This is a genomic window from Campylobacter sp. RKI_CA19_01121, from assembly GCF_025771295.1.
Classification (GTDB): Bacteria; Campylobacterota; Campylobacteria; order Campylobacterales; family Campylobacteraceae; genus Campylobacter_D.
On the sequence record NZ_JAKMQA010000005.1, the window covers coordinates 35854 to 51965 of the forward strand.

15 protein-coding genes are annotated in these 16112 nt (G+C 29.5%); 12 read left to right on the plus strand and 3 right to left on the minus strand.

Features of this window, described 5'->3' with window-relative positions; translation table 11 throughout:
- Nucleotide 1 precedes the first annotated feature (1 nt).
- Nucleotides 2–844: an acetyl-CoA carboxylase, carboxyltransferase subunit beta gene (gene accD / locus L8T90_RS03425; RefSeq protein ID WP_263708295.1), complete on the minus strand. Its 843-nt coding sequence runs from the start codon at nt 842–844 to the stop codon at nt 2–4.
- A 50-nt stretch (nt 845–894) separates the two neighbouring features.
- Nucleotides 895–3111 (minus strand): outer membrane protein assembly factor BamA, encoded by a 2217-nt coding sequence (gene bamA / locus L8T90_RS03430; protein WP_263736725.1) that lies wholly within the window; start codon nt 3109–3111, stop codon nt 895–897.
- Between the two features lie 78 nt (nt 3112–3189).
- On the opposite strand from bamA, the gene L8T90_RS03435 reads away from it, so the two are divergent.
- From L8T90_RS03435 to L8T90_RS03490, 12 genes are all read left to right on the plus strand, one after another.
- Nucleotides 3190–4017 carry a prephenate dehydrogenase gene (locus L8T90_RS03435; protein WP_263702711.1) on the plus strand — a complete coding sequence of 276 codons (828 nt, stop codon included), beginning with the start codon at nt 3190–3192 and terminating at the stop codon, nt 4015–4017.
- 72 nt (nt 4018–4089) lie between these two features.
- The gene (locus tag L8T90_RS03440) at nt 4090–5469 is read left to right on the plus strand and encodes a M23 family metallopeptidase (RefSeq protein ID WP_263736726.1); all 1380 of its coding nucleotides are present in this window, start codon (nt 4090–4092) and stop codon (nt 5467–5469) included.
- Nucleotides 5470–5471: 2 nt separating this feature from the next.
- Nucleotides 5472–6356: a UDP-3-O-acyl-N-acetylglucosamine deacetylase gene (gene lpxC, locus L8T90_RS03445; protein ID WP_263736727.1), complete on the plus strand. Its 885-nt coding sequence runs from the start codon at nt 5472–5474 to the stop codon at nt 6354–6356.
- 41 nt (nt 6357–6397) lie between these two features.
- Nucleotides 6398–6802, plus strand: coding sequence for a tRNA threonylcarbamoyladenosine biosynthesis protein TsaB (locus L8T90_RS03450; protein ID WP_263682576.1), 405 nt, complete (start codon nt 6398–6400; stop codon nt 6800–6802).
- An 8-nt stretch (nt 6803–6810) separates the two neighbouring features.
- Complete coding sequence (thrB, locus tag L8T90_RS03455; protein WP_263682578.1) at nt 6811–7689, plus strand: homoserine kinase; 879 nt, start codon at nt 6811–6813, stop codon at nt 7687–7689.
- 48 nt (nt 7690–7737) lie between these two features.
- Nucleotides 7738–7980: a hypothetical protein gene (locus L8T90_RS03460; protein WP_263736781.1), complete on the plus strand. Its 243-nt coding sequence runs from the start codon at nt 7738–7740 to the stop codon at nt 7978–7980.
- Nucleotides 7961–10594 carry a translation initiation factor IF-2 gene (infB, locus tag L8T90_RS03465; RefSeq protein WP_263682582.1) on the plus strand — a complete coding sequence of 878 codons (2634 nt, stop codon included), beginning with the start codon at nt 7961–7963 and terminating at the stop codon, nt 10592–10594. Before L8T90_RS03460 ends, infB begins: the two co-directional genes overlap by 20 nt.
- The gene (gene rbfA / locus L8T90_RS03470) at nt 10591–10953 is read left to right on the plus strand and encodes a 30S ribosome-binding factor RbfA (RefSeq protein ID WP_039617407.1); all 363 of its coding nucleotides are present in this window, start codon (nt 10591–10593) and stop codon (nt 10951–10953) included. The genes infB and rbfA overlap by 4 nt, the downstream gene beginning before the upstream one ends.
- Entirely contained in the window at nt 10943–11365 is a 423-nt protein-coding gene (gene rimP / locus L8T90_RS03475) for a ribosome maturation factor RimP (RefSeq protein WP_263736729.1), read from the plus strand. The genes rbfA and rimP overlap by 11 nt, the downstream gene beginning before the upstream one ends.
- Before the next feature lie 72 nt (nt 11366–11437).
- Nucleotides 11438–11725, plus strand: coding sequence for a hypothetical protein (locus L8T90_RS03480; protein ID WP_263736730.1), 288 nt, complete (start codon nt 11438–11440; stop codon nt 11723–11725).
- An 11-nt stretch (nt 11726–11736) separates the two neighbouring features.
- Nucleotides 11737–14028: an McrB family protein gene (locus L8T90_RS03485; protein ID WP_263736731.1), complete on the plus strand. Its 2292-nt coding sequence runs from the start codon at nt 11737–11739 to the stop codon at nt 14026–14028.
- Nucleotides 14028–15392, plus strand: a complete 1365-nt coding sequence (locus L8T90_RS03490; RefSeq protein WP_263736732.1) for an McrC family protein — start codon at nt 14028–14030, stop codon at nt 15390–15392. The genes L8T90_RS03485 and L8T90_RS03490 overlap by 1 nt, the downstream gene beginning before the upstream one ends.
- On the opposite strand, the gene L8T90_RS03495 is transcribed toward L8T90_RS03490, so the two are convergent.
- Complete coding sequence (locus tag L8T90_RS03495) at nt 15389–16054, minus strand: BspA family leucine-rich repeat surface protein (protein ID WP_263736733.1); 666 nt, start codon at nt 16052–16054, stop codon at nt 15389–15391. The two genes, L8T90_RS03490 and L8T90_RS03495, sit on opposite strands and share 4 nt — an antisense overlap.
- Between the last annotated feature and the right edge of the window lie 58 nt (nt 16055–16112).

Genomic DNA, 16112 nt, shown 5'->3' on the forward strand with positions numbered 1-16112 from the left:
TTTAGTTTTTAGAAAAAAATCTTAAAAAGTCTGCTATAAATTTTTTATGTTCACTTCTTACTACAATCGCATCAATCAACCCATGTTCAAGTAAAAATTCAGCCTTTTGAAAGCCTTCTGGTAAATCAGCCCCTATGGTTTGTTTGATTACCCTAGCTCCTGCAAAGCCTACTAGGGCACCAGGTTCAGCCATGATGATATCTCCAAGCCAAGCAAAAGATGCGCTTACACCACCCATAGTTGGATCAGTTAAGACTGAAATATAAGGAAGTTTTTCTTCTGCTAATAGTTTTAACGCCGCACTTGTTTTGCTCATTTGCATTAAAGAATAAGTACTTTCTTGCATTCTAGCTCCACCGCTTGCACTCACTATAACAACAGGAGTTTTTTTCTCAATCGCTCTTTCAATAGCTCTAAGAATTTTTTCACCTTCTACTGAGCCTAAGCTTCCACCCATGAAAGAAAAATCAAAAACAACTAATTGAGTTTTTATCCCATCTATGGTGCATTCCCCGCTTATTATGGCACTTTTTCTACCTGTTTTTTCTTCATTTTCTGCCAATCTTTTTTTATACGATTTGCTATCTACAAATTTAAGCGGATCGATTGCATGTAAGTCTTTATCCATTTCCACAAAAGAGCCTTCATCGCTAAGTAATTCAATGCGTTTTAGAGGGTTTAATCTCATATGAAAATTACATTTAGGACAAACATTATAACAAGTTTCTATTTCTTTATAATACATTAACGCATGACAAGAATTACATTTTACCCAGTGATTTGGAGCTTCACTTGGAGCGGCTTGCTTGCGTCTTATACTAGAAAAAATATCTAAAAAATTCATTATCTCTACCTAAAATAAAATTTCAAAATTATAGCAAGATTTTATTGCTTTTAAAATCTTGCACCCAACATAAACTCAAATTTGCTCAAATCGTCTTTTGAGCTAGTATTAAATGGTTTAGCAAAAACTAAATTTAAAGCACCTAGTGGGGTTAACCACTCAAAGCCAACGCCTGTACTCCATCTTTGAATTTGATTTAAAGAACTCTCTCCTATAGCACCATAATCAAAAAATACACTACCTCTAAGTTTGATTCTATCAAAGATTGGAAAGCTAAGTTCTACAGAATTTGCAAAAGCCACTGTACCACCTGTTTCATCACCCCATTCGTTTTTAGGACTCACGCTTCTTCTATCAAAACCTCTAATAGTTCCTATACCACCAAGATATAATTTTTCATTGATAGGTAAATAGCCTTGATCCCATACTTTATAAAAACTCGCTTTATAACGATAAATCAAATCCCAACCTATAAACTCTTCCAAGCCTTGATAATAATTAAATTTAGTAGTAGAACTTATGAATTCTTGATCCCCGCCTAAGCCTGCATATTCAAGCGAAGTTGAGGCAATAAAACCTGATCTTGGTAAATAATAATCATCTGTATTGTTAAACACTATCGAAGGAGTGATGGAACTTTTATAAGTTTTACCAAGTTTATACCCTTGAGCGATTAAGCGATCACTTAAATGATAAATATCACTTTGTTCAAGATTATAAGTTAAATCTATGCTTGTATATCTTCCTAAAGTTTTACCAACGCTTATGTCAAAACCATAGTTTCTCTCATCATAGCTATCCCATTCTAAACGATCTGAATACAATGATCCTCCAAGAGAATAATCACTATCATTTACTCTAGGATTTCTTAAAGATACTCTACCAGAAAGTGTATCATCGCCTTTGTCTATACTCACACTTCCTTTCATACCAGAGCCTAAGATATTTGCATCAGATAATGAAGCGCTAAGTAAAATTCCATCACTAGTTCCATAGCCAATACCACCTGAAATGGCTCCAGTTGAAGCTTCCTTGACTTCTACTATCAAATCAATATGCGTATCATCTACTCTTTGTTCTTTAATATCTACATTTTCAAAATATGCAGTTCTTCTTAAGGCATTTCTTGAGTCTATTAAATCAGTTCTATTGTAAAGATTACCTTCGGTTAGATAAAGCTCTCTACGAATAACTCTATCAACTGTTTTGGTATTGCCTGAAATTTCAACATTTCTAACATATACTTTTTCATTAGGTATGACTTTAAAAATAATCATAGCTTCATGATTTTCTTTATCTTTTTGTATATCAGGTATAACTTGTACAAAAGCATAGCCTAAATCTGCTGTTTTAGTTTCTATAGTCTTTATATCTTCTCTTAGTTTTTCTATATTAACTATTTTTCCAACACTTAATTTTAAATCATTTGCCAAAGCTTCATTTTCTTCATCACTAAAAATTGGATTAAAAATTTTAATCCCTTTAACTTTATAAACCTCACCCTCGTTGATAAAATAAGTCAAATCAGCTTGATAAGTATCTGTGTAAGTATTTAAAAAAGCAGGAGATACGCTCACATCAAGATAACCTTCTTTTAAATATACATCTGAAATTCTTGAGCTATCATTTGCTAAATCAAAGATTTTAAGCTTACCATCATTAAAGCCCCACATCCAGCCTAGGGCTTCTCTTTGTTTATTTGCTACCGCAGGTTCAATATCTGAATAGCTTAATTTTTTTGCACCACTTAAATGCACTTTTTCTATGATGATATTTTCCCCACGATTTACAACAAAAGTAAGTTTTAATGAACTTGAATTGCTTAATTTTTCATCTTTGATTTCTACAACAGTATCATAAAAACCTTTGGCTTGATAAAAAAGTTTGATTTTTTCAGCAGCTTCTTTAGCTGAATTTTCATCATATAAAATTCCAGGTTTTAAGCCAACAAGGCTTTCTATTTGTTTTCTATCATTACTTGCTATACCTTGAATATCTATTTTTCCAATGGAAGGTTTTTCTACTACTTTAAAAATCAGCACCCCATTTTTTTCTTCTACTACTATGTCTTTAAAATAATTTCTATCAAAAAGATTTTTAATCGCTGTATCTATACTAGCAGGATCAATTTTTTGTCCTATTTTTAATTTAGAAATCGCAATAGCGCTTTCTTTGGAAAGTTGCGATAAGCCTTCAAATTTTATATCTTTAATCGTAGCTGCACATAAAGAACTTGAGAGTGCAAAGAAAACAAACCATTTTTTCATCAAATCTACCTAAATTTTTATATACAAAATCGTTATAATACCAAAATATTTTTAACTAATGCTTTTTAAGGAAAATTTATGAAAGTAGGTATAATCGGACTTGGCTTAATAGGTGGATCTTTGGGTCTTAGCTTAAGAGAGAATAAATTAATAGATTTAGTTTGTGGATATGATATAAACAAAGAATTTGAGCAAATCGCACTAGAGCGAAAATTAATAGATAAAATTGTTTCTTTTGAAGAATTAAAAAAATGTGATGTGATTTTTTTAGCTATTCCTGTAAGAGCTATTGTAAAAATCTTAAAAGAATTTCAAGGCATTTCTAAAGATTGTACTATCATCGAGCTTGGAAGCACAAAAGAAGAAATTATTAAAAATTTACCTTCTTATTTGAAAAGTCAATTTATCGCAGCTCATCCTATGGCAGGAACTGAAAATAGTGGTCCAAATGCAGCTATAAAAGATTTATATAAAAATGCAGTTTGTGTTTTATGTGATGTGCAAAATGCTGATCATATTCATCAAAAAAGAGCTATAGAAATTTTTTCAGATTTAGGAATGAAACTTGTATTTATGGATAGTATTGCGCATGATCATCATGCTTCTATCATTTCACACTTACCACATGTGATTAGTTTTTCTTTGGCAAATTTTGTGATGAAAGAAGAAAATAAAAAAAATATAGCTCACTTAGGAGGCCCTTCTTTTAAAGATATGTGCAGGATTGCTAAGTCAAACCCTCAAATGTGGAGTGGTATTTTTGAACAAAACAAACAAAATTTATTAAATTCTATTGATTTATTTCAAAAAGAATTACAAGAATGTAAAAAAATGATAGAAAAATGTGATATAAATGAGCTTGAGACTTGGATTAAAAGTGCAAATAAATTAAGAGAAATTCTATAAAATTTTTTATAATTTACTCTTAATTTGCTAAAGAATAATATATTTTTAAAAAAATAGATTGAAAGTGAAAATATGGTTTTTGCGCGTAAAAGATCAAATAAAAAATGGATTTTTGTAGTTTTTTTAATACTTTTAGCCTTTGTGGTGTTTGTTTTAAATACAAAGTTGTTTGAAAAAAATCCTCCGTTGATTCAAACAAAATCAGATGTAATTTATAGTAATCTAACAGACCCTATATCTATAGAAATAAGCGATGAAAGTGCTTTAAAAGATGTTAAAGTCACGCTATTTAAGGTAAATGAGTTAAATGGTGAAATACTTGTTAATGAGCATGTTAAAGGCAATAAAAAAAGTGTCCATTTTGATTTAAAATTACCAAAACCAGCTTATAAAGAAAAAGTCGATTCTTATAAACTTGTAATAGAAGCAAGTGATAGTAGTTTTTGGAATTTCTTTTTAGGAAATCAAGCGCTTAAAGAAGTGAAAGTTATCATTGATACCAAAAAACCACTTGTAGAAATTTTAGATAATTCTTACCAAATCGAACAAGGCGGAATAGGTAGTGTGGTATTTAAAGCAAGTGATGAGAATTTACAAGAAGTTTATATCACAACTGATAAAGATAAAATTTTTAAAGCAACTCCTTATGTAAAAGAAGGATATTATGCTGCTTTAATTCCTTGGGAGGCTACTGATGAGCACTTTAGAGCTTATGTGGTGGCAGTAGATAAAGCAGGTAACGTAAACAAACAAAGAATTAGATATTATTTTACTAATAAAAAATACCGTGTATCAAATATAAAAGTAAGTGATAGATTTTTAGATGGTAAGATTGAATTTTTAGCACAAAAATATGCTCCAAAAGATAGAGAATTAAGCAGGCTTGAAAAATTTAAATTTGTGAATGAAGATTTAAGAGCTTCTAATGAAGTTATTATTCATGATATTACAAGTAAAGTTCCTGATACTATGATTAATAATTTTAAAGTTAATCTTTTCAAGCCTTTAAAAAATGGCCAAAAAGTAGCTGATTATGCTGATCATAGATTTTATTCTTATAATAATCAAGCATTTAGTAGCTCTTATCATATGGGGCTTGATTTAGCAAGCGTAAAAGAAGCACCTATTATTAGCAATAACGATGGTGAAGTCGTATTTGTGCAAGAAAATGGAATTTATGGATTAAATATTATCATCTATCATGGCTTTGGTATTTATACTCTTTATGGACACTGCACTAATGTGGATGTAAATGTAGGAGATAGAGTTAGAGCAGGTGATGTTATAGGTACTACAGGCACTACAGGTTTAGCACTTGGAGATCATGTGCATTTTGGTGTTTTAGTACAAGGAGTTGAAGTGCGTCCTGAGCAATGGCAAGATGCAAAATGGATAAAAGAAAATATCTATAATGTATTAGAATCAAGCAAAAAAAGAATTTTGAGTGAATAAAAATGAATCAAACAACAATAGCAAAAGAAGTTAAAGGTGTTGGCATAGGTTTGCACAAGGGTGAGCCTATTAGTATAAAATTAGAGCCATTAGAAGCTGGTAGTGGTATAGTGTTTTATAGAAGCGATCTGGGAATTTCTTATGAAGCAAAGCCTGAAAATGTCATCGATACACAAATGGCTACTGTAATAGGCGATCATAGGGGTTATGTTTCTACTATAGAACATTTAATGAGTGCGATTAATGCTTATGGTATTGACAATGTACGTATAGTTTTAGATGCTAATGAAGCTCCTGTAATGGATGGTAGTAGCATAGGCTTTTGTATGATGCTTGAAGAAGCAGGTATAAAAGAGCTTTACGTGGCTAAAAAAATTTTAGTGATTAAAAAAAGTGTAGAGGTGAAAGAAGGTAATAAATTTGTGCGTTTAAGTCCTACGGATATGCCTATTATAAACTATACAATCGAATTTGATAATCCTATTATAGGCAAACAAAATTATTGTTTTGAATTTAGTAAACAAAACTACATAGAGCAAATAGCAAGAGCAAGAACCTTTGGGTTTTTAAAGGATGTTCAAGCTTTAAGAGCTATGAATTTAGGTCTTGGTGGAAGCTTAGAAAATGCTGTTGTGATTGATGATAATCGTATTTTAAACCCTGAAGGTTTGCGTTTTAAAGACGAATTTGTGCGCCATAAAATTTTAGATGCTATCGGGGATTTAACCTTGCTTGGATGTAGAGTTTTTGGAGACTATACTTCTTATGCAGGTTCGCACAAACTTAATCATCTTCTAACCAAAGAACTTTTAAAAGATCCTAGTGTTTATGAAGTGGTAAGTTTAGAAAAAAGTGCATATAAAGTTTATGAAAAGGTTTTTGCATAAAAAAGGTTACTTTACTTTTAAATGCCATAGCAAAACCTTTAATGCTTGGTATTTATGAAAATGATGTATTGATAAAAACCATTGAGAATGATTTAAAAGTTAGTGAAGTTTTGCCAAAAATACTGCAAGATTTACTTTCACAATATGAGTTTGAAAAGCTTATTTATGTGCATGGACCAGGCTCTTACATGGGTATAAAAATTTCTTATGTTTCTTTTAAAACCCTAGCCATAGTTAAAAATATACCTTTAAAAACTATTAGCGCTTTTGAGCTAAATAATAACGCTCCTATAGCTGCTAATAAGCATTTGTGTTTTGTAAAAAAAGATGATGAGATTGTTTTAGAAAAGACACAAGCGGGAAGTTTTTTTATGCCCCAGAGTTTAAAAGGTTTAAATTTCAGTAAAGAAAATACACCTTTTTATGTTTTAGATGCGATTAATTAAGGTAAAAAATGAAGATTTTAGTTCCTGCTACAAGTGCAAATTTAGGTCCTGGTTTTGATTGTTTGGGTTTGAGTTTAAAATATTTTAATCAAACCATAGTTGAAAAATCTAAATTTTTTAGCATTAGCATACACGGAGAAGGTGAAAATAATATCTATCTTAAAAAAAACAATAGTTTTGTCAATATTTTTTATGAAATTTATCAAAGACTTAGTGGTAAAAAAGATAATTTCCGCTTTGTTTTCCAAAATAATATCCCTTTAGCTAGAGGCATGGGAAGTTCTTCTGCTGTAATAGTTGGAGCTATTGCTTGTGCTTATGAATTAAGTGGGTTTAAAGCGGATAAAAATACCATTTTAAATGAAGCTTTAAAATATGAAAACCATCCAGATAACATAGCTCCAGCAACACTTGGGGGTTTTGTGTGTGCATTAACTCATAATGAAAAAGTTTTAGCTATAAAAAAAGAAGTGGATAAAGACCTACAAGCTGTTATAACCATACCAAATGTAGCGATGAATACTCAAAAATTAAGAGCAGTTTTAGCCAAAAAAATCAACCTAGAAGATGGTGTTTTTAATCTTTGCCATGCTTCATTTTTAACCGCTTGCTTTTTAGAGAAAAAATATGATTTATTAAAATATGCAAGTTTGGATAAACTTCATCAAAATCAAAGAATGAAACTTTTGCCAGAACTTTTTGAAGTGCAAAAACTAGCTTTAGATAATAATGCTCTCATGAGTACGCTTTCGGGATCAGGTTCGAGTTTTTTTACTCTAGCTTATAAAGATGATGCTAAACAAATCAAAGAAAAAATCAAAAATAAATTTGCTAAATTTAGAGTTGAGCTTTTAGAATTTGATGATGAGGGCTTTAAAATTTGCTAAAAATTCCAAAAAAAAGATATAATTTTGAAAAATCATATACCCATTAGAATGTGCATTGTTTGCAAAGGTCGTTATGAAAAGCAAAGTTTGCATCAATTCCAAATAAAAAATTCTCAAATTATCACTAAAGTGAAATTTGGTAGGAGTTTGTATATTTGTAATTCATGTTTTGATAAAGATGAAAAAACATTGCAAAGGGCTTTTATGAGAGCTTGCAAAGGCAATTTTCATGGTAATATAAATCAGCAGGATTTAAAGGAGATATTTTTTAATGGCAGATGTAAAGATTAGCGAGATCGCTCAAGAGTTAGGATATACAAGTAAAGAAATTATAGAAAAAGCCAATGAAATGGGCTTAGAAGATATCAAATCCCCTAACAAAAAAGTATCTTCTGAAATTGCAGAGGCGATTTATCAATACGTTCAATCTGGTGAAATACTAGATGTGGTAAAAAAAGTAGCCAAACCTAAAAAAGAAAGTGCAGCAAAAAAAACTACTAAAAAAGAAGAAAGCAAAAAAGAAGAGAAAAAAACTACTATTAAAAAAGAAAGTAAAAGCCCTACTAAAGCAGTAAGTGAAAAAAAAGATGAAATAAAAAAAGAAGAAAAACAACCTGAAAATCCTATAAAAAATGAAGTATTAGAAGAAAAAAAAGAAGAAATTAAACTCGATGAAAAGCTAGGTTCTAATTTAAATTTAGCTAAAAGAAGAGGCTTAGTCATCGTTAAAAAGAAAAAAGAAGAAAGCAAAGAAACTCAAATAAATAAAGAAGAAAAAGCTAGCACACAAACTACTCAAGGTCTAAGCCTTAGTATGATTTTTTCAAATTCAGATGAGAATTTAAAAAGAAAGAAAAAAGAAAAGAAAAATCATCCTGTAGCAAGCAAAAAAGAAAGCACTACTAAAATGGATCTTTTAGGAGATAAAGACTTTGCTGATATTTCTTTAGAAGATGATGATATGGTGGTTTTACCTGATTTTAGTGTAAAAGAAAATAAACCAGCACAACCAGCAAACAAAAAACAACCAAATATTTTAAAGCAATCTTTAAATAATTCTATCAATCCATTTGGCGAGGGTGGTATACAAAGAAGAAGTCGTAAAAAACCACCTAAAAAGGTAGAGAAAAAAGAAAGTGAAGCAATCACAAGTGTAAGTATACCTAAAGAAATTCGTGTGTATGAATTTGCTGAAAAACTTGGTAAAAACACCGGAGAAGTTATCTCTAAACTTTTCATGCTTGGTATGATGACGACTAAAAATGACTTTTTAGATGAGGATGCTATAGAAATTCTTGCAGCTGAATTTGGCGTGGAGATTAATATCATTGATGAAGCTGATGAGTTTGATTATGTAAAAGATTATGATGAAAATCAAACAGAAGAAAATTTAAGCCAAAGAGCTCCGGTTATCACTATCATGGGACATGTGGATCATGGTAAGACTTCTTTGCTTGATTATATAAGAAAATCACGCATTGCAAGTGGTGAAGCAGGTGGGATTACTCAGCATGTGGGCGCTTATATGGTGGAAAAAAATGGTAGAAAAATCACTTTTATCGATACTCCAGGCCATGAGGCATTTACTGCTATGCGTGCAAGGGGAGCTAGTATAACGGATATTGTTATTATCGTAGTAGCTGCAGATGATGGGGTAAAACCACAAACTAAAGAAGCGATCAATCATGCAAAAGCAGCTAATGTACCTATCATCATTGCTATTAATAAAATGGATAAAGAAAACGCAAATCCTGACATGGTAAAAACCCAGCTAGCAGAAATGGATATCATGCCAGTAGAATGGGGTGGAAGTCATGAATTTGTGCCAGTTTCAGCTAAAAAGGGTGATGGTATAGAGGATTTACTTGAAATTGTATTATTGCAAGCTGATATTTTAGAGCTTAAAGCAAATCCAAAAGCCCATGCTAAAGCAAGTATTATAGAATCTTCGGTGCAAAAAGGTAGAGGTCCTGTGGCTACTATCATCGTACAAAATGGTACTTTAAGAGTGGGAAATACAGTCGTAGCAGGGGAAGCTTATGGTAAAGTGCGTGCTATGAGTGATGATCAAGGCAAAGCTTTAAAAGAAATAGGCCCAGGTGAGTGCGGGGTGATCATAGGTCTTAGTGAAGTAGCTGATGCAGGAGAAACTCTAATAGCTGTAGATAGTGATAAGCAAGCAAGAGAATATGCTAATAAACGCCATGAATACAACCGCCAAAAAGAACTAAGTAAATCTACTAAAGTAAGTATAGATGAGCTTGGTGCAAAAATCAAAGAAGGCAATTTAAAAGCCCTTCCTGTAATCTTAAAAGCAGATGTGCAAGGTTCACTTGAAGCGATTAAGGCTAGTTTAGAAAAACTTAAAAACGATGAGATTAAGGTTAATATCATCCATAGTGGGGTAGGTGGTATTACTCAAAGCGATATAGAGCTTGCAAGTGCTAGTGAAAACTCTATCGTTTTAGGCTTTAATATACGCCCAACTGGTGAGATCAAAGAACGCGCTAAAGATAAAGGCGTAGAGATAAAAACTTATAATGTTATTTACAATTTGCTTGATGATGTAAAAGCCTTGCTAGGTGGTATGATGAGCCCTATTATCTCTGAAGAACAACTTGGTCAAGCTGAAATTCGCCAAGTGATCAATGTACCAAAACTAGGACAAATCGCAGGTTGTATGGTGACAGAAGGCACGATCAATCGTGGTGCGAAAATCAGGCTCATTAGAGATGGGGTTGTGGTATTTGAAGGCAATGTAAGCTCGCTCAAACGCTTTAAAGATGATGTAAGAGAAGTTGCAAAAGGCTATGAATGCGGTGTAGGCATAGAAGGTTGTAATGATATGAGAGTGGGCGATTATATAGAAAGTTACAAAGAAGTTGAGGAACAAGTAAGCCTATGAACCCAGCTGAAATCAAAAAGCTACGCACAGAAAGCATTTTAAAAGAACTTATACCAGAAGCTTTAGCAAATTTAGACAACGAAGCTTTAAAAAATTTGTGCGTAGTGGATGTAGAGTGCAAAAAAGGCAGATACGATGCTTTTGTGTATTTAGATAAAATGTTTTTTAATACCCAAGAGCAAGAAATCATACTCAATCAACTTAAAAAAGCCGCCCGTGCTTTGCAAAATTACTGCATGAGTGAGCAAGGGTGGTATAGGTGTCCGAATTTTCACTTTAAATTTGATGATAGATTAGAGTATCAAAACCACATGGATGCTTTATTTGAAAAAATCAAAAAGGAACAAAATGAATCTTGAAGCACTTTGTAAAGAAGCAGGGCTTAGCTTTTATGATGATGAGCTAGTAAGTGAAAATGGTAGAAAGATTTATAGAATTTATGTGCAAAAAGAAGGTGGGGTAAATCTTGATGATTGTGCTAGGCTTAGTGAGATTTTATCGCCTATTTTTGATGTAGAGCCACCTGTGAGTGGGGAGTATTTTTTAGAAGTATCAAGCTGTGGGCTTGAAAGAAAACTTAGTAAAATCGAGCATTTTGCAAAAAGCATTAACGAACTTGTAAAAATCACAACCAATGAAAAAGAAAAAATCGAAGCAAAAATCATCGCTGTAGATGGTGAAAATATCATTTTAGAAAATTTAGAAACTCAAGAAAAAACTACTATAAATTTTAGCGACATAAGAAAAGCTAAAACCTTCATACAATGGTAAAAATTTAGAATTCTAAATTTTTACTTATTTTTTATATAATTAAATTTAAATACAAAAACAAAAAGGCGTATAATGCTTGAAAATAAATATGATTATAATATAAGCAAAAAAGATAAAAATGGTAATGTGTATTATCATTTTCCAAAAGATGAAGATGAATTTAAAGAAGCAGTTGTAAAAAATGGTGGCATGAGTGTGTATGTTTATCAAGATGATAAATTAATAGATGAATTTCATACGAAAAGCCGAGGCTATAAATGGACTTCACCTGTTTTTAATTATTTAAAAACTATGAATAAAAATAGGGAAAGATTTTATAGATATTATAAAAATTGCAAGTTATTTGCGGTTGTGGATTAAAAGGAAATAGTATGAATATTAATTTAAACGAAGAACAAAAGAAAAATATAAAGAATAATTTTTTAGAATTTCAAAAAATTTGGACTTTGGAAAAAGTTAAAGATATGACTCTTGAAGAGTATACTAGCACCAAAAAGGATAATCCGGATAGAAATGATTTTACTTTTTGGATAGAAAATAAACTCGATGATATAGGAAGTATTTGGGGTGGTTCTAGCTTTAAATTTGGTATATATAAAAGAAATTTTAATGATGATAAAGAAAATTTAAAAGGTAAAATTTACAATGACAATTATGCTTGGTTATCTAAATATGGAAATAATCAAGATGAAGCTTTTGATAAAATAAAACAAACAATTGTAGATATAATACAAGCAAGTAAAAATAATGACTTTAAAACTATAGAAAATATAGATTTTGGAGATGCTACTAAATGGAAAATAGCTTTTCATTATCAAGATGTAAATAATATAAAAATAGTTAATATTTTTTCTAAAAATGTTTTAGACTTAATATCTTTGAATGAATTTAAAGAAAAATTAAAAATATATCAAATTTATGAGAAATTGTTAGAAAATAAAAATTTATCATTAATCAAAATGATAGAAAATATAGCTATTCCTTTATGGGTTGAGTATGGAATAAACATAAAAAAAATGAAAAAATTATTTTGTGAATATTTAAGTAAAAGAAATATAGATACTTCTAGCATAAAAAAATATGCTTCAGCTGTAGAAAATATATCTAATGAATTTTTGAAAGATAATTTATATAGTTGCAATTTATATAATTTTGATCAAAATATAGAAAAATTAAATAAAAATAATAAATTTGTATTAAAAAATAATAATGGAAATAAAATGTATTCTGTTGCTTTAAAGCATTATAGAACTTTTTTATACAATTTTGAAAGACAATTTTTAAATAATGAAATAATGGATAAGGAATTAAATATGAAAAATCCACCTTTAAATCAAATTCTTTATGGGCCTCCAGGAACGGGGAAAACTTATCACACTATAGATAAAGCTTTAGAGATTTTAAATGAAAATTTAGAAAATAGAGATGATAAAAAAGTAAAATTTGATGAGTATGTTAAAAACGGACAAATAGTTTTTACTACTTTTCATCAAAGCTATGGATATGAAGAATTTGTAGAAGGTATAAAGCCTGATATCAATAAAACAGCGGAAAATTCTCAAGAAGTAAAATATAAAATAGAAAAGGGAATTTTTAAAGAACTTTGCGAAAAAGCTTTGGATAATTATGAGAATAGTATCTTAAATGCAGATGAGTTGAATAAAAAAATAGAATTAAAAGAAAAGGTTGAAAATTTTTTAAATTGGCTTTTGGAAACAAATGAGCCTATTAGTAAAACAAAGGGTAGAAATTTCTTTGTTGTTGAAATTGATAATGAAACAATTGTGATTTATAGTGAAGGCGTAGAGAGATTCGATGGAATTTTTAAATTAAATTTATCTATATTTATGGAGTTATTAAAATGCAAAGATGAATTTAACAATGCTACTGAAATGTTTAAAAAGGTATTTAATAGAGATTATGTTGATAGAACTCATACTTATTACTTTAATTTAGTGAAAAAATTTAAAGCATATGAAAAACAATTAACTGCAAAGATTGAAAATAATAAAAACAATGATAATTCTTTAAAACCTTATATAATCATCATAGATGAAATTAATCGTGGTAATGTAAGTAAGATTTTTGGTGAGCTTATAACCTTGATAGAGCCTAGCAAAAGGATAGGCACAAAAGAAGAGTTAAAAGTGATTTTGCCTTATAGTGGCAAAGAATTTGGAGTGCCTAAAAATGTTTATATCATAGGCACTATGAATACAGCCGATAGAAGCATAACTTCACTTGATACAGCTTTGCGAAGAAGATTTGAATTTATTGAGATGATGCCTGATGTGAGCAAATTATCTATGGATTGTGAAGGTATTAATTTACAAGAATTATTAAAAGCTATCAATACGCGTATAGAATACTTGCTAGATAGAGAAAAGACTATAGGACATGCATTTTTTATAGGCATTGATAATTTAGGGAAATTAAAAAAAGTTTTTCAAAACAAAATCATTCCGCTTTTGCAAGAGTATTTTTATAATGATTATGCATTGATTGACGCGGTTTTAAATGAAAATGGTATGCTAGAAAAACAAGATACAAATAATGATTATTTGAAAAATATGACAGATTTTATAGAAAGTGGTAATGTTGTTTATAAATTTAGTGATAGCCAAAAATGGGACGAAAATACTTTTAAAAAAATATATGAATAATGAAAACAATTAACACCTTTTCTATCATCGAATACCAAACCTTTTCTAAAGAAGATTTAAAAGAAATTTTAAAAGAAAAAGCTGAAATGTTTTATAAAGAGCTAGAAGACTTTGCAAAAAATAATGAAAGTCTTCTAGGCTTTAAAAATAAAAATACTTTAAAAGCTAAAAATTATGTAGGCATTATACAAACTAAAAGTGGTGTTTTGGAGATCTTGCCAAAATGTATGAATTTGGAAAAATTAGAAGAAGATAAACTATCAAGTGAATGTAAAGAAAAATCAAAAGAAGATACTAATTCAAAATACGATAAAGAAAAATTAAAAAAATACTACGAATTAGAAAATATCTCTAAAAATGATGATTTTTATAAAAAAGATTGTGAGATTAATCCTAGTATTCTTTTAATCAACATGCTAAAAACCTTAAAAAATTCTCCCTTTAAAAAATCTCAAATTTCATCTTTAAAAATTGCTAAAATGCCTTTGTTTGAAGTGTTTATCACGATGTTTTTAGATGAATTTGATAGTGTGTATAAAAAAGGTTTGATGAAATCTTATGTAAGTAGTGAGGAAAATAGAACTTTTTTAAAAGGAAAATTACTATTTAATGAGCATATAAAATCAAATTTAATACACAAAGAAAGATTTTTTACAAGTAGTGATGAATTTGTTTTAGACATAGCGCCAAATCGTTTGATAAAATCAACATTAAATTTTTTAAAATCCAAAACAAGCTTGAATAAATTTAAAATCATCAAAGCTATGCAAATGCTTGATGAGGTAGAATTTTCTAAAAATTATGAAAAAGATTTTAGCTTTAAAATTTCAAGACATTTTGATTATTATGAAAATATACTTTCTTGGTGTAAGGTATTTTTACAAAATCAAAGCTTTGCTCCATATAAAGGTAAAAACGAGGCCTTTGCCTTGCTTTTTCCTATGGAAAAACTTTTTGAAAACTATGTAGCTTATATGTTTAAACTTGCTAATCCTAGTGAAAATATAAAAACTCAAAGTAGTAGAAAGTATTTAATCTCAAAAAATGATGAAAAATGTTTTATGTTAAAGCCTGATTTATATATAGAAAATAAAATGATCTTAGATACCAAATGGAAAATTCCAGATGATAACGAAGATGAGAAAAAACATGGTATATCACAAAGTGATTTATATCAAATGTTTGCTTATGCAAATAAATACGAGATAAAGGAAATTTATCTTATTTATCCTTTATGTGAGAGAACTTTTGATTTAAGAGAGAAGTTAAAAACTAAAGATATTAAGTTTTTAGCGCAAGGTTTTTTAAAAGCTTGCGATGAACATGTAAAGCTTAAGGTATTTTTCGCACCTTTGCCTTTTTAAAACAAGTAATCTTGATCTAGTTTCCATTTTTGCGCAATGCTTTTGTCAAGTTTATGGCAGTTTCTAAACATTTTATGCATATAATCAACTTTACTTGTATCCCAATTAGATAAGTCTTGATTAAAATTAACGCAATTTTCAAACATAAAATCCATATTTTTTACTTTAGAAATATCCCAATTCGATAAATCCTGATTAAAATTTTCACAACCTTCAAACATTGAAGCCATGTTTTTTACATTTGAAACATCCCAATATTTTAATCCTTTAAAATCACTTCTTGTAGAATTTTTAAATAATTCGCTCATATCTGTGATAAAGCGGGTATCTATATCTTTTAAATTAATTTCATCTTCAATCAACTCTTTTAACTCATCTTTTGTTTTTGGGTAATAATTTTTTAAAGATAAAATTTTCGTGTAAATATAATATAAAAATACTATACCTATAAGAATTGCTCCGATTATTAATATAGCACCAATTATAAAAGAGAAGACAAGCATAATAACATCGATATTATAGTATATTAAAAGCCCTATTCCTATGATTGCTCCAATTATGAGTGTTGGGATTAATATAAATAAAGCTAAACCTAGCCATAATTTCCAAAAAGCTAAGAGTAAAAGTATGAATATCATTATTCCTACGATAGTCCAAATCATATTATTCCTAATTAATTATATTAATTTTATTATATTGATTATTTATTGATAAGTGATT